Annotated in this window: 17 protein-coding genes; 12 read left to right on the top strand and 5 right to left on the bottom strand. The window is 60.9% G+C overall.

The window, feature by feature from the left end:
• Positions 1 to 10 precede the first annotated feature (10 nt).
• Together MOQ67_RS17065 and MOQ67_RS17060 are read right to left on the bottom strand one after the other, a co-directional pair.
• On the bottom strand, positions 11 to 319 hold the full coding sequence (locus tag MOQ67_RS17065) for a hypothetical protein (RefSeq protein WP_198717914.1): 309 nt from the start codon (positions 317 to 319) through the stop codon (positions 11 to 13).
• 33 nt (positions 320 to 352) lie between these two features.
• Positions 353 to 1267, bottom strand: coding sequence for a LysR substrate-binding domain-containing protein (locus MOQ67_RS17060; RefSeq protein ID WP_017845696.1), 915 nt, complete (start codon positions 1265 to 1267; stop codon positions 353 to 355).
• A 269-nt stretch (positions 1268 to 1536) separates the two neighbouring features.
• Here MOQ67_RS17060 and MOQ67_RS17055 point away from each other — a divergent pair, with 269 nt between their 5' ends.
• From MOQ67_RS17055 to pgm, 4 genes are all read left to right on the top strand, one after another.
• Entirely contained in the window at positions 1537 to 2559 is a 1023-nt protein-coding gene (locus MOQ67_RS17055) for a zinc-dependent alcohol dehydrogenase family protein (RefSeq protein WP_102617476.1), read from the top strand.
• A 705-nt stretch (positions 2560 to 3264) separates the two neighbouring features.
• Positions 3265 to 4701 (top strand): hypothetical protein, encoded by a 1437-nt coding sequence (locus tag MOQ67_RS17050; protein ID WP_198717913.1) that lies wholly within the window; start codon positions 3265 to 3267, stop codon positions 4699 to 4701.
• 36 nt (positions 4702 to 4737) lie between these two features.
• Positions 4738 to 6144 carry an aminotransferase-like domain-containing protein gene (locus MOQ67_RS17045; RefSeq protein WP_198717912.1) on the top strand — a complete coding sequence of 469 codons (1407 nt, stop codon included), beginning with the start codon at positions 4738 to 4740 and terminating at the stop codon, positions 6142 to 6144.
• 104 nt (positions 6145 to 6248) lie between these two features.
• Complete coding sequence (gene pgm, locus MOQ67_RS17040) at positions 6249 to 7895, top strand: phosphoglucomutase (alpha-D-glucose-1,6-bisphosphate-dependent) (protein WP_104903134.1); 1647 nt, start codon at positions 6249 to 6251, stop codon at positions 7893 to 7895.
• 55 nt (positions 7896 to 7950) lie between these two features.
• Here the strand turns inward: pgm and MOQ67_RS17035 are convergent, their stop codons facing one another.
• The gene (locus MOQ67_RS17035; RefSeq protein WP_057004051.1) at positions 7951 to 8646 is read right to left on the bottom strand and encodes a pirin family protein; all 696 of its coding nucleotides are present in this window, start codon (positions 8644 to 8646) and stop codon (positions 7951 to 7953) included.
• A 218-nt stretch (positions 8647 to 8864) separates the two neighbouring features.
• Here MOQ67_RS17035 and MOQ67_RS17030 point away from each other — a divergent pair, with 218 nt between their 5' ends.
• Positions 8865 to 11309 (top strand): UvrD-helicase domain-containing protein, encoded by a 2445-nt coding sequence (locus MOQ67_RS17030; RefSeq protein ID WP_198717911.1) that lies wholly within the window; start codon positions 8865 to 8867, stop codon positions 11307 to 11309.
• A gap of 92 nt (positions 11310 to 11401) precedes the next feature.
• On the opposite strand, the gene MOQ67_RS17025 is transcribed toward MOQ67_RS17030, so the two are convergent.
• Positions 11402 to 11674: a DUF1652 domain-containing protein gene (locus tag MOQ67_RS17025; protein ID WP_017845703.1), complete on the bottom strand. Its 273-nt coding sequence runs from the start codon at positions 11672 to 11674 to the stop codon at positions 11402 to 11404.
• 257 nt (positions 11675 to 11931) lie between these two features.
• On the opposite strand from MOQ67_RS17025, the gene MOQ67_RS17020 reads away from it, so the two are divergent.
• From MOQ67_RS17020 to MOQ67_RS17000, 5 genes are all read left to right on the top strand, one after another.
• Positions 11932 to 12759 carry a helix-turn-helix transcriptional regulator gene (locus MOQ67_RS17020; protein ID WP_102617472.1) on the top strand — a complete coding sequence of 276 codons (828 nt, stop codon included), beginning with the start codon at positions 11932 to 11934 and terminating at the stop codon, positions 12757 to 12759.
• 82 nt (positions 12760 to 12841) lie between these two features.
• A complete protein-coding gene (locus MOQ67_RS17015; protein ID WP_104903136.1) occupies positions 12842 to 13270 on the top strand; it encodes a hypothetical protein in 429 nt (142 codons plus the stop codon).
• A gap of 168 nt (positions 13271 to 13438) precedes the next feature.
• A complete protein-coding gene (locus tag MOQ67_RS17010) occupies positions 13439 to 14845 on the top strand; it encodes an NAD(P)/FAD-dependent oxidoreductase (RefSeq protein ID WP_198717910.1) in 1407 nt (468 codons plus the stop codon).
• A 26-nt stretch (positions 14846 to 14871) separates the two neighbouring features.
• Positions 14872 to 15213, top strand: a complete 342-nt coding sequence (locus MOQ67_RS17005) for a cupin domain-containing protein (protein WP_017845707.1) — start codon at positions 14872 to 14874, stop codon at positions 15211 to 15213.
• Between the two features lie 60 nt (positions 15214 to 15273).
• Entirely contained in the window at positions 15274 to 16353 is a 1080-nt protein-coding gene (locus tag MOQ67_RS17000) for a polyamine ABC transporter substrate-binding protein (RefSeq protein ID WP_104903139.1), read from the top strand.
• A 44-nt stretch (positions 16354 to 16397) separates the two neighbouring features.
• Here the strand turns inward: MOQ67_RS17000 and MOQ67_RS16995 are convergent, their stop codons facing one another.
• Positions 16398 to 17192 carry a helix-turn-helix transcriptional regulator gene (locus MOQ67_RS16995; RefSeq protein WP_017845709.1) on the bottom strand — a complete coding sequence of 265 codons (795 nt, stop codon included), beginning with the start codon at positions 17190 to 17192 and terminating at the stop codon, positions 16398 to 16400.
• Positions 17193 to 17391: 199 nt separating this feature from the next.
• On the opposite strand from MOQ67_RS16995, the gene MOQ67_RS16990 reads away from it, so the two are divergent.
• Together MOQ67_RS16990 and MOQ67_RS16985 are read left to right on the top strand one after the other, a co-directional pair.
• Complete coding sequence (locus tag MOQ67_RS16990; RefSeq protein WP_017845710.1) at positions 17392 to 18756, top strand: APC family permease; 1365 nt, start codon at positions 17392 to 17394, stop codon at positions 18754 to 18756.
• Between the two features lie 9 nt (positions 18757 to 18765).
• On the top strand, positions 18766 to 19869 hold the full coding sequence (locus MOQ67_RS16985) for a DmpA family aminopeptidase (protein WP_198717909.1): 1104 nt from the start codon (positions 18766 to 18768) through the stop codon (positions 19867 to 19869).
• The last annotated feature ends 246 nt before the right edge of the window (positions 19870 to 20115 follow it).

Below are 20115 nucleotides of genomic sequence, written 5' to 3'. Positions count from 1 at the left end.
TGGATGTCATCTAATCGATGGCATTGCACTGCAGACCCGTTGGAATCCGTGGCGTGCCGTTGGCTTCACAGGTACGCCGCAGTGGGGCGCAGGCAGCCCACCAAGCCACTGCTGGGCAGGTCGCCGTAGCGGACACCATATCGAAGCCGTCTTCCACCAAGTCCACCACACGGTCGTTGGCCTGCAATTCGATATCCACTTCCGGGCGGGTCTTGAGATGCGCGGCGAGCGCCGGGATCAGTCGGTCCGAGGCCCAGGGTCGCCGAGGCGTAGCAATCCACTGGAAGTGGATGGAGCTCCATGGTTTGTGGAAAAGCAAAAATGATCAACTGAACCGCCTGCCAGACGACGCCTAAAGACTCTCAGGATCGCCAAAAAACATCTGAATCCGCGATCGCAACCAACGCTCACCCGGATCATTGTCCTGCGAGCCCCGCCATGCCATGTGCAACTCGAACGAGCGCACCGGCAGTGGCGGATCCTCGGCTCGCAAGCCGCCCGCCGCGGTCAGGGCCTCGGCGGCGTAGTCCGGCACGATGGCGACGATGTCGGTCCCGGCAAGCAGGGTGCCCAGGCCGTTGAATTGCGGCACGGCCAACACCACATGGCGTTTGCGGTCGAGCTTTTCGAGTTCTTCGTCGATAAACCCACTCAAATCCCCGGCAAATGACACCAGCGCATGAGGGCGGGCGCAGAAGTCGTCCAGGCTGAGGGCGCCGGGCACGCTGTCGGCGCGTAGCAGTTTCGGCAGGCTGCGGCGCAGTACCTTGCGCTTGGCGTTGGCCGGTAGCTCGGCGGTGTAGCTGACGCCGATGGAGATTTCGCCGGAGGCGAGCAGACCGGGCATCAGGATGTAATTGACACGGCGCACGACGAGCACGATGCCGGGGGCTTCGGCGCGCAGGCGTTTGAGCAGTTGGGGGAGCAGGGCGAACTCGACGTCGTCCGACAGGCCGATGCGGAACACGGCGGTGCTGGTGGCCGGGTCGAATTCTGCGGCGCGGCTGACGGCGGTGGAAATCGAGTCCAGGGCCGGGGACAGCAGGGCGAAAATTTCCACGGCGCGGGCTGACGGCTCCATGCTGCGCCCGGTACGCACAAACAGCGGGTCATCGAAAAGACCGCGCAGGCGCGACAACGCCGCGCTGATGGCCGGCTGGCCGAGGAACAATTTCTCGGCGGCACGGGTCACACTGCGCTCATGCATCAAGGTTTCAAATACGATCAAGAGGTTAAGGTCGACACGACGCAGGTCGTTACGGTTCATCTTGTGTCCTGGATGAGTCTGTAAACTTGACGAGAGCGGCCATACATGATCCCTATGATCTCCATGCTCGGAGCATGACCGGCATGAATCTTACGGGGAAAGGCTGGTACTCTGCACCGGCTAATTGAGTTTTCCTACGATAGTTGAGGTCTATTCCTCAGTCGCGGAATCAATGACAGACATGTCGACTATTAACGGCGACCGGTGGTCTTACCCGGAAAGCCCAGATAGAGTTCAGGGCAATAGAGGTTACTTTGACGAGGTTTGCGATGTCCCGCACGATCCGTTTTCACAAGTTTGGTCCGGCTGAGGTGCTCAAGTGCGAAGAGCATGCAGCCGCGCAGCCTGCACCGGGCGAAGTGCAGGTACGTGTCGAGGCAATTGGCATCAGTTGGTATGACATTTTGTGGCGCCAGAACCTGGCGTCTTCCCACGCACGTTTGCCGTCCGGCCTTGGCCACGAGATGGCCGGGGTGGTCGTAGCCCTGGGCGACGGCGTGGATGACTTGGCCGTGGGCGATAAAGTCGCCAGTTTTCCCGCCGAGAGCCCCAATGATTACCCGGTGTATGGCGAACAAATCGTCCTGCCCCGTTCGGCGTTGACCCGTTATCCGGATGTCTTGAGCCCGATCGAAGCCAGCGTGCATTACACGCCGCTGTTGATTGCATATTTTGCATATGTGGACTTGGCGCGGGTCAAACCCGGCCAGTTTGCCTTGGTGACCGACGCCAGCCACTGCGCCGGCCCGTCCTTTGTGCAACTGGGCAAGGCCTTGGGTGTGCGTGTGATTGCCGCGACCAAGGACAGCGCGGAGCGCGAGTACCTGCTGTCCCTCGGGGCGGAAAAGGTCATCGTCACCGAAGAGCAGGACCTGCTCATGCAAATCAACAAGTTCACTGATAATCGCGGCGTTGACGTGGTGTTCGATGGCTTGGGCGGCCCGCAGATGTCGTTACTCGGTGATGTCTTGGCGCCGCGTGGCAGCTTGGTGCTGTATGGCCTGCAAGGTGGCAACCAGACGCCATTCCCGGCCTGTGCGGCGTTCCAGAAGAATATTCAGTTCTTTGTGCATTGCATCGGCAACTTCACCGGCAAACCGGAGCTGGGCATCATCCAGGACCAAGTGGCATTGCAGCGCGCGTTGCGCGACATCAACCAGATGACCGCCGACCGCGTGCTGGTCCCGCTGAAAACCACCGTGTTTCCATTCAGCCAGTTCGTCGAAGCGCACCGCTACATGGACGAATGCCCGTGCCGTGAGCGCGTCGCATTGCAGGTTGAAGCTGTTTGAGCTGTAGGAGTATTCGCAAATGAATACTCCGGCGTCTGAACGGATGGGGCAAATGCGCCATTTGTCAGGGCTTAACCCTCGCGGCGTTTAAGCCGCCGTCAGGGCGCCAGGCCCCGCAAAACACGAGCTTTCCCCCCGATGCCGCGCTGTATTCCAGCGCGGCATCTGTGTGTGCGCGTAATCAACGGCTTGCCCAATTGCCATCTGAACTGGTTTCTTGCGGCGTTCTGTATCTGTTAATCATTATGCCAGTGCCGATAATCGTGACTTCACTCTCATCTCAAGGATTGAGCAATGATTGAATGTCTGACGTTCCGGCCTGATACATATGAAATTAAATTATCGCGATGCTTGCCTGCGAGACAGGGTGCAGCTGTTGGGTTAGGTAACTCCAATTTATTGAAGTTTGATTGGTTAAACTGGATCTTTTCTTTATGTCGGATGCATCCTTAGTTTCCTGCTTAAGCCGGTGTAGGGCATTGTCGGAACGGTCCTAGGGTAGTCAGGACGCCCTGGCGCAAGGGTCTCAAGGAGAGGCGGCGCGAAGGGCACACAATTGGCATTCCCTGTCGAATTGTTACGGCGTGCTAAGGTTTATTTATCGTTACGCCACGCGGTGTGACGACATTCCTACGCATCTAATGGGTCGAGCAAATAACCTCGGCAGTTACTTGGAACTGATATTTCAACTCAGGTAGTAGAACTATGAGCGCAATTCACGAACAAGCCATGAACTATGTTTATCAGCAAGTTCTGCAACGTTTGGTCGGGCACTTCACGCGCGCCGAACGTACCGCACTTCAATTATTGATTCAGCGAATTGTCGTGGCTGCCGGCGGCATGGAACAAGTGGGCGATTACAAAGTGTTGGTTGCCCATGAGGGCGGCGAAGTCAGCAGCTATACCCTGGCACTGCTGCGTGCGGCGCAACTGACTATCGCGGGCCGCGCGCCCAGGACTTTCAACTTGCGTGTGGCGACGCTCCGACATGCCGGCATGACCCAGGCCACGCTGGATAGCCTGCAGCGTGGCTACAGCACACTGTTTTTCCACGACGACCCGCGGGTCGAGTTGCTGATGGTGGAAAACCAGGTAGTGCAGCCGTTCAACCACCAGCGCCCGGCCTCAGGTGCGGGCCGGGAGGTCAGCCAGCGCAATATGCTGATGGTGGGGCACCTGACCTCCGGGGATATTCGCGCGACGTTGTGTAACGATACTTACCTGTCCCTGGGGGATTTCTACCAGCGTGTCACCACCTGGAACGGAGGGGTGCATGCGCTGGTCAGCGGTGATTCGCCGCGCAAGCAAAGCCAGTACCTGGCGTGGTTGAAAAAGGCGGCCCAAGCGGCCGGCGTCAGCACTGCGCCGGGCAAGCCGGCCTCGCTCACCGGGTTGTTCGCGCGCATGGAGGAGTGGAGCAACGGCTGTTATCAAGACCTCTATGGCGAGCAATACGTTGCCCATGAGAGCCCCGGCCGGGGTGGGCACCGCCATTTGGCCTACATTGGTATCGCCGACCTGCTTAACAACGTCGACGTTGCTTCAACCCCTCTGCTCAGCGACTTCCTGGGCTACGTCCCCGATCCGTTTGGTTTTCACTTCAGTCATCCGGCCTACCCCAACCCGCTGCTGATGGCTCACCTGCGCGGGGTGCAGGCCCAGTGCCTGCGCGAGCTGTCCTACGAGGACGGCGTGGCGGGTTTTCTGCGCCAGGCGATGGACTACCTGTGTCGCCGGCAAATTCCTGAACATTTGATCGCAGAGGCCTGCGGTGGGGAAGGGCGTGTGCAGTCGACGGCCTACGCCCAAGAGTTCTTTGGCCTGGAGGAGGCCCAGTTGACCTGTTTGCTGTTCTCGCCCTTCATCCATCATGGTGAGCGGTTGGAGGGTTACCTGCGTCAATGCCACCCCGGCATGCTGGTGGCACTCCCCGAGTTGCACAAGGTGCTCCAGGGCAAGCCGGCTGCCGACATGCTGCAGCAATGGGCGATCGACACCAGCGGCTTGCCGCTGCCTCTGCTCCAGCACCTTTACCGCAAGCGCCCGTTGGCGGTTGAACAGGGCGCCGATGCGCGCAAGCGCCGGGCCGCACGCCTGCAGACCAACGCCGAGGCGCGGGCGTTTCAGTTGTTCGGGCGCTAGGCGGGTGCGTCGGTGTGTGCGTCCAGGTAGACAGTCATGAACCTGCGAGGTGAGCGGCAGGCGGATTTCGCCTACCAGGCGGTGTACCGCTACATGATCAACCTGATCAACGAAGTCAGCCTGGACATGCCCGTCAAACTGCCTTCTTTGCGGCAGTTGGCGACGCGCCTGAATGTGTCGATCTCGACGATTCAATACGCGTACTCCCTGCTGGAAAAGGAAGGGCGGGTGTATTCGGTGGCCAAATCGGGTTATTTCGCCTGGCCCGTGGCAGCCAATCCGCTGATGGCGGCGGGCGCCGATCTGTTGGAGCGCCTGTATGCGGCGGCGCGGCGGCCCGGAATGGTGGTACTCAGCGGCGATGAACCGGCGCTGCTGGGAGCGCTGGACGGCGCATTGCTGATGCTCGAACGCCAACTGGTGCGCCGCCACCCACGCCAGTTGCAACCCTGGTCGCAGCCTTGCGGCGTCTGGGAGCTGCGCGCGGCGTTGGCGGCGCGTTACACCTCATCGCCGACCCGCTGCTGGCAGGCCGATGACGTCTACATCGGTGCCGATCTGCGCGGTGTATTGGAAATACTCATTGATGTACTGGGTCTCAAGGGCGCCGCGGTATTGGTCGAGTCCCCCTGCGACTGGTTAATACTGCGCCTGCTGCAGGCTGCCGGCGTGCGCGTCATTGAGTTGCCCTGGCAGGTCGACGGTCGCCTGGACCTGGCGCGGCTCGAACACCTGTTGCGCCATGAACCCGTCCACTTGGTGCTGCTGTCGTCGGTGGTGGGCATGCCGTCGGGCAACGTCATGCTCAACTATGAGCGCTTGCGGGTGGCTCAGTTGCTCGAAGAATATGGCTGCTGGCTGCTGGAGAATGACACCTTTGGCGAGTTGGGTTTTGCGCAGAACCACACGGCGCTGCGCAACCAGGTCAACCCCGAACGGTTGATCGTATTCTCGTCGTTCGAAAAAGTACTCGGTCCGGAAGCACCGTTCGGCTATGTACTGTCACGCCACCTGAGCAGTGAGCTGCAGCGCCAGTTCCTGCTGCGTTCGTTTCGCCTGTCGTCGATCCGCCAACGCGCGATTGCCCACCTGTATCAAAGTGGGCGGCTGGACCAGCACCTGCAGACATTGCGCCAGCGCCTGCGTGAGCAGGCTGACGCCATGAGCCAGCGCCTGGATCAGCGCCTGACAGGGCGGGTGACTTACCGCATGCCGCTGGCCGGGGCGAGTTTCTGGCTGCACGCGTCGGCGCCGGTGGACATGCGCCAGGTGTTCCAGCGCCTGCTGGCGCAACAGGTGGTGATTGCCCCGGGGGAATTGTTCAGCCTCAGTGGCTTGCATCATCAGCAACTACGGCTGAGCCATGCGTTCAACGGGCACCCGAACCTGGACGCGGCATTGGATGCGCTGGCGCTGGCCTTGCTGCAGGCGCAGAGCGCCTAGCGTGTGAAAAATCTCTTGCTGGTGTGGGATCTATAACATCGCGCGGCAGTCCAACTCTCAGTAAACTGTCATTTTTTCCGAATCCTTCTTTCCGAGGTTTATGCATGACAATCAGTCCTTTTGCGGGCAAGCCGGCGCCAGCCCAGTTGCTGGTAGATATCCCGCGACTGGTTACGGCCTATTACACCGGTCAGCCTGATGCAGCGATCTCCACCCAGCGCGTCGCGTTCGGGACTTCCGGGCACCGGGGCAGCTCGTTCGAACTGAGCTTCAACGAATGGCATGTGCTCGCTATCAGCCAGGCCATCTGCCTGTACCGCGAAGCCCAAGGCATCGACGGGCCGTTGTTCGTCGGCCTCGACACCCATGCATTGTCGACGCCTGCGGGGGCCAGCGCGCTGGAAGTCCTGGCGGCCAACGGTGTGCATGTGATGCTCGCCGAGGGCGATGAATACACGCCGACCCCGGCCATTTCCCACGCCATCATCTGCTATAACCGCGGTCGCACCAGCGGCCTGGCCGACGGCATTGTCATCACGCCGTCCCACAACCCGCCGCAAAGCGGCGGCTACAAGTACAACCCGCCCAACGGCGGTCCGGCCGATACCCACGTCACCAAATGGATCGAGGCCAAGGCCAACGAGCTGCTGGCCAATCGGCTGGCCGGGGTCAAACGCATCACCCACGCCCAGGCGCTCAAAGCCGACACCACCCATCGCCATGACTACCTCAACAGCTACGTGGCCGACCTGATCAATGTGATCGACATGGACGCCATTCGCAGCGCCGACCTGCGTTTGGGCGTCGATCCGCTGGGCGGCGCCGGGGTGCGCTACTGGTCGGCGATTGCCGAGCACTACCGCTTGAACCTGGACGTGGTCAACACCGAAGTCGATCCGACCTTCCGCTTCATGAGCGTCGACTGGGATGGCCAGATCCGCATGGACCCGTCGTCCAGTTACGCCATGCAGGGCTTGATCGGACTCAAGGAGCGTTTCGACGTGGCCTTCGCCTGCGACCCGGACCACGATCGCCATGGCATCGTCACCCCGTCCGGCGGCCTGTTGGCGCCGAACAATTACCTGGCCGTGTCCATCGACTACCTGTTCCAGAACCGTCCCGGCTGGCGCGCCGATGCGGCCGTGGGCAAGACCGTGGTCAGCAGCGGCTTGATCGATCGCGTCGCGGCGCGCATCGGACGGCGCCTGTACGAAGTGCCAGTCGGCTTCAAGTGGTTTGCCGACGGTCTGTTCGACGGTTCGCTGGGTTTTGGCGGTGAGGAAAGCGCCGGCGCTTCGTTCCTGCGCAAGGACGGCACCGTGTGGAGCACCGATAAGGACGGTTTGATCCCGGCGCTGCTCGCGGCAGAAATGACCTCGCGCAAAGGCCAGGACCCCAGCCAGATCTACCGTGGCCTGACCGACGCTCTGGGCGAACCGTTCGCGATTCGCGTCGACGCCAAGGCCACCCCGGCGCAGAAGGCGTTGCTGGGCAAACTGTCGCCGGAGCAGGTGACGTCCACCGAATTGGCCGGGGAGCGCATCCAGCAGATCCTCAGCCATGCGCCGGGCAACAACCAGGCGATCGGCGGTTTGAAAGTCATGACCGAAAACGGCTGGTTCGCCGCACGGCCATCGGGCACCGAGGACATCTACAAGATCTATGCCGAGAGCTTCATCGGTGAAGATCACCTCAAGCAACTGGTGCAAGAGGCGCAGGTACTGGTTGACGCTGCAATCAGCGCTGGCTGACACGCCTCAGCCAACGTAGGCGCGGGTCAGCCCGCGCCTACATTTCGCCTCGAGATCAGGCCAGGTCGACCAGCACGATCTCGCTGTCTTCTATCGCGGTCACGCGCAACAGCTGTTCATCTTCCACCGCGACACCGTCTCGCGCGTGCGCGCGCAAGCCATTGACCTCAATCACCCCCGTCGCCGGCACCAGGTAGGCGCGACGCCCGCTGTCCAGGCGGTATTCGGCAGTTTCCCCGGCTTTCAGGTTGGCCGCCACCAGGCGCGCATCCGCACGAATGCGCAGGCTCTCGCTGTCACCGGCCTTGCCGCTGGCCAGGGTCACAAACCCTTCGCGGTCACCTTTCGGAAACGGCTTGGCGCCCCATGACGGCGGCAGGCCGGCTTCGTTGGGGATGATCCAGATCTGGAAAATCTTGGTGGGGGTGGCTTCCAGGTTGTATTCGCTGTGAGCAATTCCGGTGCCGGCGCTCATGACCTGCACGTCACCCGCCTCGGTGCGGCCCTTGTTGCCAAGGTTGTCGGCATGGCTGATGGCGCCTTCGCGTACATAGGTGATGATTTCCATGTCGCGATGCGGGTGCTGGGGAAACCCGGTGCCGGGCGCGATGATGTCGTCGTTCCAGACCCGCAGGTTGCCCCAGTGCATGCGCTGGGGATCGTGGTACTCAGCGAATGAAAAGTGATGATGGGCGTCAAGCCAGCCATGATGGGCGCCGCCCAGGGCGGTGAAAGGTCGTAATTCGAGCATGATCGTCTCCAGTTGATGGGGTCATCATCCAACAGTGCATGATCGATAAAAAGCGTAAAAAATGCCTTATTCCTATCGATCAATTGGATTGGTTTCGGATGCTTTGACTTTCACTTCACCGCCTAACTGCATGATGGCAAAGCAATTGGCTGGAACTGCGCGGCGATTCCGGCGACCATGGCGCACTCGTCAATACCCAGCTCATCGCAGGAGTCCGCGTGCCGCAACAACAGCCTGATCTGCCCCCTGAATTGCGCCCCCTGGCCGAAATGCCATGGTTGAAACGGCTCGCCGCCCGCTTGTTCGGGCATGGCTTGACCCGCTTGCGCGCGCAACACCGGTTCTCTTGGCTGCATGGGCAGGCCGACGGTTTTCGCAGTGGGCACGAGGCGGGTGTGGAGTACGGCTATCGCGAGGGCAAGGCCGACGGCATCGAAGAAGGCCGGCAGGTCCTGCTGATTCGCGACTTCCGCCCGGAAGAACACCGTGCGCCGGGGGTGGATGACAACCTGTTCGATGATTGGCGGCTGCCCCTCACGGCCGATCTGAAAAAACGCATCAAGGCCGATGTGGCACGCTTGCTGCCGGCTCACGCGCAGCCCAGCGCCGCCCAATGGAAGATGATCTTCAGCGACACGCCGTCCACCTCGGTGATCGCCGGTGCCGGTGCGGGCAAATCCACATCGTTGGTGTTGCGTATCCTGCTGCTCACCCATTACCTGGGTTTTGAGCTGAGCTCGATGACCGTGGTGACGTTCACCCGTGAGTCGCGTAAGGACTTCATCAACAAGCTCATGGAAGTGCTCAGCTTATGGGGGCAACCCCTTGATATCAAAGAAGCCCAGGCCGTGGTGCGAACCTTTCACTCGCGCATCCTGCCGATGGTGCGCAGCCTGCCGGGCTTCGAGCGGCTGCAGGCGTTCGAGAACCTCAGTGCGGGCTTCGAGGACGCAGACAGCAACCCGTTCGACCTGCGCCTCAACGAGGCGCAACGCCAGCAGATGAACGCCTGCTACCACCGGCTGTACGGCCAGCACGCGCGCTTTCGCGAACTGATTGCACCGCTGGCGCGCCATGGTTTGCAGCTCAAGGAGCTGGAGCGTGATCACCCGGACGTGCAGAAGCGCATGGCCGTGACAGAACTGGCCGCCAAGCGCGATGAAGAGCTGTGTGACGTGATTGAAGACCTGTGGTTTCGCGCGGGCGCCTGGCCGATCAAAGGGATCGAGCCGAGTCGCCAGACCGTGGAGATCAATGGCGCGCAATTCCATTGCCATGGCTATATTCCCGAGCTGGATGCCTGGGTCGTGCTGGGCTTCGATTCGCGGGAAAACGCCCAGCTCAGCCGCCCCAATGCCAAGCTGTCGGTGCGTGCAGAATGGGCGGTCAAGCGCACCCTGTTTCAAGCATTCTGCCGTAAGCCTTTGATATGGCTTGATAGTTACGAGTCGTCCAAGCGTCTTTTAAGCAGCCTGGCCGGTGATGCCAGTGCGGGGCCGGGGTTCGATTACAAGGTCAAAGGCGAGCTGGCGTCGGCGCCGTTGCTGGACTGTTTTGTCATGGCCGCAGGTTTCATCGAGAACCTCGGTCTGGACGTGCCCAGTGCCGTGGGCCAGATGAGCTTCGCCAAAGACGATCCGGACCGCTGCTTCTTCGAGGCCTTGAGCATTTTCTGGAAAGCTCTGGAAGATCATCTGCTCGACCAGTCGCCGCCGATCATGACCTACAACCGCATGTTCTCGCTGTTTGGCGAAAACACCCCGGAAAACCTCAAGTTGCTCAGCGACCCTCTGTTGCGGCCGCTGTCACACCTGATGATCGACGAGTTCCAGGACGTCTCGCCGCAGATCGTCTCCTGGCTGCGCGCCAGCCTGCGTGAAATCCGCAGCCGTGGGCCAGCCATGCATGTAGGACGCGGCGCCCAGCATTCGTCACTGCTGTGCGTAGGGGATGACTGGCAGTCAATCTATGGCTGGCGCGGCAGTTCGCCGAAGTACTTCATGCAGTTCAACCAGGAATTCCCGGCACCGAGTACCACCCGCGTCATGCTCGGCGAGAACTATCGCAGCCATCAGCACATCATCGATGCCGCCGAACACATTGTGCGCGCCGCGCCGGCGATCCCCGGCAAGAAGGCCAAGGCCAGCGGCACACCCAAGGCGTTGGTGCCCGTCACGGTACTGGAACGCGACGATGCGGCCTTGGGCCGGCGTCTGCAGGAGCACTATCAAAAGGGCGATTCGGTGTTAATGTTGTATCGAAAAAGTAGCGATAAGTTATTGATTAATGAGCATATTAAGTCTGTAGTTAATGTGGATTCTAGCTTGCCGCCTGCGGCGCGCAGGCTCAAACAATTGACCTATCACAGCGCCAAAGGCCTGCAGGCGGATGCGGTGTTCCTGCTTGGGGATTGCCAGCACGTCACCCGCTCGCCGTACAAGAACCAGGTGTACCGCATGGCGGGCCTGGGCAAGGCCGGCGACACTGAACCCTACGACAACGCGCAAAAAGACGAAGTGTTGCGCCTGGCGTATGTCGGCATTACCCGCGCGGTCAGCCATTGCTACTGGTATGTGGAAAAACCCGAGGGCCAGGCCGTGAATGTGCCGAAGGCCTCGGAGCGGGTCGACGCCAGGAAAGCGTTCTTTGACGATCAGCGCTAAGCACTGCCTGGCACAGGCCCTATGTAGGGGCTTGCCCGCAATAGCGGTGCATCAGTCGATAGACCGCTCGACTGGCGCACCGCTGGTCGTGTTCAAGCCCTTAACAAATGCGGCGGCACAAAACACTCCAGCTCCGCTTCCACCGCTTCGATGATGCGCTCTACATCGGTAGCATTCATCACGGTGGCGCAGGGGATGCCGGCGATGGCGATCAGCGTCTCGCCGCTGGCGCGGTCGAACAGACGCGCGACCATACTGCCGGGAGCGTCCATGCTCCCTTCGAAGCCCATGGGATGGAAATGCCAGCGCATCAGCTGGCAGGCGTTGGGGAATGTCACTTTGTTCATGTTGCCCACCTTGTTCATTGAGCGCTTCCTTTAGCTCGCGGCAGGGGGCCATGACCGTCACTGGTCACAGCGAGTGAGAGTGTAAAAATAGCATTCGTTCATAAATGCAAGGGCAGTTTTTTCGCCCCGTTCGGCGGTTCTTTTCCTATAGCTTGACGTGTGTCATGTCTTGCTAAAGGCTGGGCAAAAGGCCATTAGTCAGAAGTTGCCGTCGGCCATTGATGGCAGCGCTGAAATTCGGCAACCTCCACCTTTTACCCGTCGTAGAGCCATGCATGCCCCACACCGCCGCGGACGATGATTGCCAGCACACCCACGCCACGCGCGAGCTAGTGACGCGCCACCACCTGTGCTGGCGTCATCGCGACCTGGATGGCGTGATGTCTTACTACCATCCGCACATCCAGTACCACGACTTCTTCCAGAACCGCGTCGTCGGCTACGCTGAGCTGCGCGAGTACCTGCAAGCCAGCATGCCGCGCGGGCCCGACGAGGCCATCGAGCACATGGACCGCATTCGCGCCGATGGCGACACCGCGTTCATCCAGTACCGCATCACCCTGCGCGGCGGGCAGGGCCTGGTGTCGTTCCGTACCAGTGAGGCCATCACCGTGCGCGACGGGCTGATCTGGCGGGTCAACGAATATGCGTCACTGGTGCATGAGCACAGCCCCCCAACCACGCGCCCGAGCGTCAGCCGCCTGGGCCTGTCGCCCCAGCAACTAGGGCATATGGCCAACGACCTGCAGCACTACTTCCAGCAGCAACAACCCTACCTGGACCCGGAGTTGGACCTGCAACGGGTTGCCAAGGAGTGCGGTTACAGTCGCAATCAGATTTCCTACTTGCTCAATCAAGTCCTCGGGCAAACCTTCTATCGCTATGTCAATCAGGCTCGGCTCGTGCATTTGCTGGCAGCGCTGGATAAAGCCAGGCCGCCCATACGCGTGGACGACTTGGCCTATGCGGCGGGGTTCAATTCGTTATCGGCGTTTTATAGCGCTTTTCGCCAGCACACCGGCCTGACGCCGAAGGCTTACATTAAAGGGCGCTTTGAGGGCGAGTCGGCTAGATCAACTGGCAATAAAAAAGATGTGGGTTAAACCTGTCATGTTCGACAGGTTTTTCATTCGCGGATTCGTAGTGTAATGCCCAGGCATCTTTTCTTTCAGTTGGAGTGTCGCTATGTCTAAGCACAATAAATCCGCTCACCCGAACGGTCCAGAGAGTGAAGGCCGCATGGACGGAATCATTAACATCGACGGAACGGGTCACACCTTTCAAGCGGACCGTGTGTATATGGATGAGCAAGACGGTGCGCTGAGGTTTTTCGGTGCCCGAACCGTTGACGAGAACCCGGATAAATTCGAAGCGGTTCAAGTGCAACTCACACCGCCCACCATTTCGACGGGTAAATACCAGGTGGGCGGGGAGAGTGTTAAAGATGTTATTTACGTCGACCATCAAACCGGTAACAGCTATACAGCTGACAAAGGCGAGGTGTCGCTCACCAGGAGCATCCCCCTTAAACAGTTATTCGGGGTAGTGAGTTGTGAGTTCAGTGTTGGCGGTCGAACGACTATCGTAAACGTCCAGTACGCCTTCAAGGGGTAGAATAAATAGTCGGCCCCGCAGCCTCTGCCCGCGTCGGTTAGCGCCAATCATTCGGCGTTGACGGGGCAGCAGGTCGCGCCAACATTTCCCTGCGTGCACGCGCGCAAGACAGCCCCTGACATCCCGCTCTAGGATCCAGCCTATCGAAACGAGGTAGGGGAACCTGGCATGCCGGCATGGCGCACTATCAGTTTATGGATGGACCAGTTGGACGACCCGCTGCTGGCGCGGCCGTCTCTGGAGCACGACCTGGACGTCAACGTGGCCATCATCGGCGCCGGTTACACCGGTCTGTGGACCGCGTATTACCTCAAGCGCCAGGCGCCCGAGCTGAACATTGCGATCATCGAGGCGCAAACCGCCGGTTTCGGCGCGTCCGGGCGCAATGGCGGCTGGTTGATGGGCAACCTGTTGGGGGAAGACCGTTTACTCGCCGGCCTCACGCCCGAGCAGCGGCGTGCTTCGTTTGACCTGCTGCACGGCATTCCCGACGAAGTGGCGCAGGTGCTGGCCCGCGAAGGCATCGACTGCGACTACCGCAAGGGCGGTGCCCTGTACTGCGCCGCGCGTTACCCCGAGCAGGAAAGCAGCCTGCGCCTTTATCTGGACAAACTCTATGCCCAAGGCCTCAGCGAGGCCGACTACCGCTGGCTGAACCCGCAACAACTGGCTGAGCAACTGCGAATCGCCAAGCCCTTTGGCGCGGTTTATGCGCCCCATGTGGCGACGATCAACCCAGCGAAGTTGGTCCGCGGCCTGGCGCGGGTGGTGGAACGCATGGGCGTCAAGATCTACGAAAACTCGCCCGTCACCCATTGGCAGTCCGGCCGCCTGCGCACTGCAAAGGCCGGCGTGCGTGCCGCCTGGGTAGTGCCGGCCGTCGAGGGTTACGCGACCACCTTGGCGCCGTTGGGTCGCTACCAACTGCCGGTGCAAAGCCTGATCGTCGCCACCGAGCCATTACCCGCCAGCACCTGGGACGAAATCGGCCTGAGGCATGGCCAGGCCTTCGGCGAAAGCAGCCGTCAGGTCACCTATGGCCAGCGTTCGGCCGACAACCGCCTGGTGTTCGGCGCCCGTGGCGGTTATCAGTTTGCCGGCAAATTGCGCCACGACTTCGATTTGACCGACAGCGAAGTGGCGCTGCGTCGCTACCTGTTCGGCGAGTTGTTCCCACAGTTGAAAAACGTGCGGATTACCCACTCCTGGGGCGGCAACCTCGGCATGTCGCGCCAGTTCCGGCCGCACATGCTCTGCCATCACGCCACCGGCATCGCGCTGTCCGGCGGCTACGGCGGGGAGGGCGTCGGTGCCACCAACCTGGGCGGTCGCACCCTGGCCGACCTGATCCTGGGCCAGGAGACGCCGTTGACCCATCAACCCTGGGTGATCCGCGAGCGTGGCCTGGAGGCGCTCAAGGCCTGGGAGCCGGAGCCGTGCCGCTGGCTGGGCTACAACGCGATCATTCGCAGTTTTGTCCATGAAGACCAGGTATTGGCCAATCCCAATACCGCGCCCTGGCGCCGCAAGTTGGCGATCGGCGTGGCCGGGTTCATGGAAAGTTTCATGCACTGAGCCGTTCCACTCACACAGGTAGCCCCATGAGCATCACTCAATTCAAAGACGCGCTGAATGCCCACCTGCCGGATTCGTCACCGGTCGCCGTGCCCCTGGGCGAGCCGATCGCCGTGGCGTCAAGCTTGAGCGTCGAGCGCAGCGACGGCGTCGAAACCGGTATCTGGGCCTGTACCCCCGGCCGCTGGCGCCGGCAGATCAAAGCCCAGGAGTTTTGCCACTTTATCCAGGGCCGCTGCACCTTCACCCCTGACGACGGTGAAATCGTCCACCTACAAGCCGGCGATGCACTGATGTTGCCGGCCAACAGCAGCGGAACCTGGGATATCCAGGAAACCGTGCGCAAGACCTATGTATTGATCCTGTAACGCTTTGATCCTTGATCGCCTGCCATAAAAACAGCCCTAAAACCGCCAGGAAATCGAACCATGAAAGCCATTGCCCTGTTGCCCTTGATGTTGGTGGCCTCTGTCAGCCAGGCCGCCGAGACGGTGAAGATCTACAACTGGTCGAGCTACATTGCGCCGGACACCACGAAGAACTTCCAGAAACAAACTGGCATCGGTTTCAGCTATGACGTGTACGACAGCAACGAAACCCTCGATGGCAAGTTGATGACCGGTAACTCCGGCTATGACGTGGTGTTCCCCTCCAACCACTTCATGGCGCGGCAGATCCAGGGCGGCGCCCTGAAGAAGCTCGACAAGAGCCAATTGCCCAACTGGAAGAACCTCAACCCGGTGCTGCTCAAGGCCCTGGAAAACAACGACCCGGGCAACGCCCACGGCTTCCCGTACCTGTGGGGCAGCACCGGCATCGGCTACAACGTCGACAAGGTCAAGGCGGTGTTGGGCGATAACGCGCCAGTGAATTCCTGGGACCTGATCTTCAAGCCCGAATACATGCAAAAGCTCAGCAAATGCGGGGTGGCCATCCTCGACAATGGCCCGGAATTGTTGCCGATCGCTCTGAATTACCTGGGGCTGCCACCCCACAGCAAGAAGCCTGAGGACTACAAGAAAGCCGAGGCGCTGCTGATGAAAGTTCGCCCCTACGTGGCGTACTTTCATTCCTCGAAATACACCGGCGACCTGGCCAATGGCGACATCTGCGTGGCCGTCGGTTTCTCCGGCGACGTGCTGCAAGCCGAAAGCCGCGCCAAGGAAGCCAAGAATGGCGTGAACATCGGCTATCAGATCCCCAAGGAAGGCGCCGCGATCTGGTTCGACATGGTGGCCATGCCCGCCGACGCCCCGGATGAAAAGGCCGGGTATGCCTTCATGAACTACTTGCTGGAGCCCCAAGTGATGGCCGACATCACCAACTCCGTTCATTACGCCAACGGCAACAGTGCGGCGGACAGCCTGGTGGACCCGGCAATCAAGGCCGATACCAAGATCTACCCAAGCGCGGAAATGATGGGCAAGTTGTTCGCGCTGGAAGCGATGCCGCTGAATATCGACCGGGTTCGCACGCGGGTGTGGAACACCATTCGTACCGGGCGCTGAAGAACTGATGTGGGAGAGGGCTAGCCCCCTCCCACATTTGGATTTCAGGGGTTTTCCAGGTCATGCCCCAACGACTGGATAAACAACGAAAACAGCTCCGGCTGCGAAGAAATATCCAGCTTGGCGTACAGATGCCGGCGATGCACTTTGACCGTATCCGGCGAGATATTCAGGCGCTCGGCCATGGCCTTGGAGGAGAACCCGCGCAGTACCAGGCGGGCGACTTCCAGCTCGCGGTCCGAGAGCACGCCGCAGCCGAAATGGCTCAGCGCATCGCGAATCTGGCTGGCCATCGCCTGCGCTGCCGGTACACGCTGGGTGCTTTGCTGCCAATGCTGCTGCATCAACGGCAGCACCCACGCGGCCAAGGTGGTCAGCAGCCCGGTTTCTTCAGCACTGAAGCGCCGCTGCATGCCCAATGACAGCGACAACGTGCCCGCGCCAGGTAGTTGCAGGATGAATTGCACCTCGTCTTCCAGCACGTTGTCGTGGAAGTAATTGAGGAAGTATTCGCTCTGGCGGAAATGGTCCGGCGCCACTTCCTCCAGGCGGTACACGCCGCTGGCATACCCTTCGCGACAGGCCTGGAAAAACGGGTCGAGCACGTACAGGCCGTTGAGGTACACCAGCATCGACGCCGGTTTGCTGCTGGGCTGGGCGTCGTATTCCTCCAGGGCCTGGGGCAGGCCGTCGAGCGGGTAGAAAATCGCCAGGGCGTTATCGAACGGCAGGCATTGGTGCAACAACAGCACCAGCTGTTTCCAGAATCGCTCGCTGCCGATCTGTGACAGGGTGCGCCCCAGCCCCGCATGCATGCCGACTTCCCTGAACAGGCTCATGTCACAGGTTCCCCTCATCAAAAGATCGGCCAAGGGTTCGGCTTTTGCCGGGTGTCGTCAAGGGGAGTACGCCAATAGGGGAATTGGCTGACAACAGCTCTGGCTTTAACTTCGCGATCATTGAGTGGGAAACATATCCCACGACTTTCAGACTTTTCGTTTCTGCCTCACACAAAAAACAACGACAGAGGATAACGATATGAGTGCTTCCCCCGCGCCTGACGGCGTGCTCAAGCCCACCCTGAGCGTCTTCGATGTGGTGGCCATTACCGTTTCGGCGGTGACGCCCGCCAGTTCGGTGTTCGTGATCGCCCCGTTCGCCATTCAACAGGCTGGCAGCGGCGTGTTCCTGGCCTTTGTCATGGCCGCCTTGCTCGCGCTGATGTTCGCCTTTTGCTACGCCGAACTGGGCCGCGCCCACAACAGCGCTGGCGGTGAATATGTGTATGCCAAGCGGGTATTCGGCGGCATGGCGGGCTATGCGACGTTCCTGACGGTACTGGTGATGTTGCTGTTTATCCCACCGGTACTGGCCACGGGCGCGGCGACCTACTTGAATAACGCCCTGGGCACCCGGTTCGATGCCCAGACCGTTGCGCTGGTCATTGTGGTGTGCAGTTACGCCCTGGGCATCCTCAATATCAAGCTCAATGCCTGGATCACCGGCACTTGCCTGCTGCTGGAAGTGGCGGCCTTGCTGGTGATCGTGTTCCTCGGCTTCGGCCATCCGGTGCAGCCGGTCAGCGTGCTGTTTCAGCCGCAGATCGTCGAAAACGGCATGTTGCACCTGGCGCCCTGGGCCCTGGTGATCGGCGCGGTCGGCATCGGCCTGTTCTCCTTCAATGGCTACGGGCCGGCGGTGCTGCTGGCCGAAGACATGAAATGCGGCGGCAAGGGCGTACACAAAGCGGTGTTGTGGTCCCTGGGGCTGGTGGTGGTGATCGAACTGGTGCCGATCACCGCGCTGCTGATCGGCGCGCCATCGCTGAGTGCGATGATCAGCAGCCCCGACCCCATCGGCTACCTACTGACCAGCCATGGCAACGAAACCTTGTCACGCCTGGTCAGTGCCGGGATCTTCCTCTCGGTGTTCAACGCCATCGTCGCCATCGTGATCCAGATCGGCCGCGTGGTATTCAGCAGCGGCCGCGACGCCCTGTGGACGCCGACCATCAACAAACTGTTCACGCGCATTCACCCGCGCTGGGATTCGCCCTGGCTGGCGACGCTGTTCCTGGCGATCCCTTCGGCGCTGCTGAGTTTCAGCTCCAACCTGGCGGACCTCACCTCGTTCAGTGTGCTGCTGATCATGCTGGTGTACCTGATCGTGGCCTTGAGTGCGCTGATGAGCCGGGTGCTGCTGCGTGAGCGCGCACATCCGTATCGCATGCCCTTGTGGCCGCTGCCGGCATTGCTGGCGGTGCTGGGCGCCGGGTATCTGTTGATGACCTTGATCGCGGAGGCTTCGGTGCGCGACATCATGGTCATCATCGGCTTGCTGGCGCTGTCGGTGATTCTGTATTGCATCAGTGGCCGGTTGAGTCCGGCGTATCAGAAACTGTAAGGAGTGGTTATGCGCGCACGTCAATTGGGCATCACGTTGGGGCTGGGCACGCCCGGCGCGTTGAATGCCATCACCGATGTTCCCGGCGTCCGGGTCGGCCACAGCACGCTCAAGACCCGCGTCGACGGTAAGCAGGTGTGTACCGGCGTCACAGTGGTCCAGCCGCGTGCCGGCGAGGCGCGGCAGCAGCCGTGCTTTGCCGGGTATCATGTGCTCAACGGCAATGGCGACGCCACGGGCCTGGAGTGGATCAGCGAAGCAGGGCTGTTGACCACGCCATTGGCGATCACCAACACCCACAGCCTCGGCATTGTGCGCGACACCCTGATTGCCCTGGAGCGCGAGCGTCTGGCGGACCCGGCCGTGTACTGGTGCATGCCGGTGGTGATGGAAACCTACGACGGCCTGCTGAACGATATCTGGGGCCAGCACGTCAAGCCTGCGCATGTGCGCGAGGCGCTGGACCACGCCGAAAGTGGTCCGGTACAGGAAGGTGCAGTGGGCGGCGGCACCGGGATGATCTGCCATGAATTCAAGGGCGGCATCGGCACCGCGTCGCGCCGGTTGCCGGCGGAGCAGGGCGGCTGGAAGGTCGGCGTGCTGGTGCAGGCCAACCATGGCAAGCGCCAGGAACTGCGGGTTGACGGCTACCCGGTGGGCCGGCAGTTGATGACGATCCCATCGCCGTTCGCCGAGCGGGGCACGCCGGGCATGGGCTCGATCGTGGTGATCCTGGCCACCGACGCGCCGTTGCTGCCCCATCAATGCCGGCGCCTGGCGCAACGCGCGTCCATCGGCATTGCGCGCACCGGCGGCGGCACCGAGGATTCCAGCGGCGACCTGTTCCTGGCCTTCGCCACCGGCAATCAGGCGCTGCCCCCGGCGGACTATGGGCGCAAGGACCTGGCGTTCAGCAGCGCGGTGCAGATGGTCAATAACGATCATATGTCCCCGCTGTTCCTCGCCGCGGCGGAGGCAGTGGAGGAGGCGATCGTCAACGCCATGCTGGCCGGTGAGAGCATGACCACCGACGACGGGGTGCGGGTGCCGGGTCTGGACGGCGAAACCCTGTTGCAGGCATTGCGCGAGACGGGCTGGAACAGCTGCCGATAATCCGGTGTATTTATAAAGATGCTGGCTCTTTAATGCGGCGAATGACACCGTGACAATATATTGGATCCATCTAAACAAGTGCGCCGCTCAAGTTGAGCGGCTTTACCGCTATTTAATATTTAAATAACAGCACGGCGCTTTTTGTCGGACAAAAGCAACTAACCCCCTACAAACATTGCACGCGACTTGCTTAAGTTGCCGGCTTGTCGGTTTTCACTGCGTAAATAGATGTAGACGAAAGATTTC

The organism is Pseudomonas sp. LY-1 (assembly GCF_053502595.1).
The sequence above is the reverse complement of the archived record's forward strand: the minus strand, read 5'-3'. Positions and strand labels throughout refer to the sequence as shown.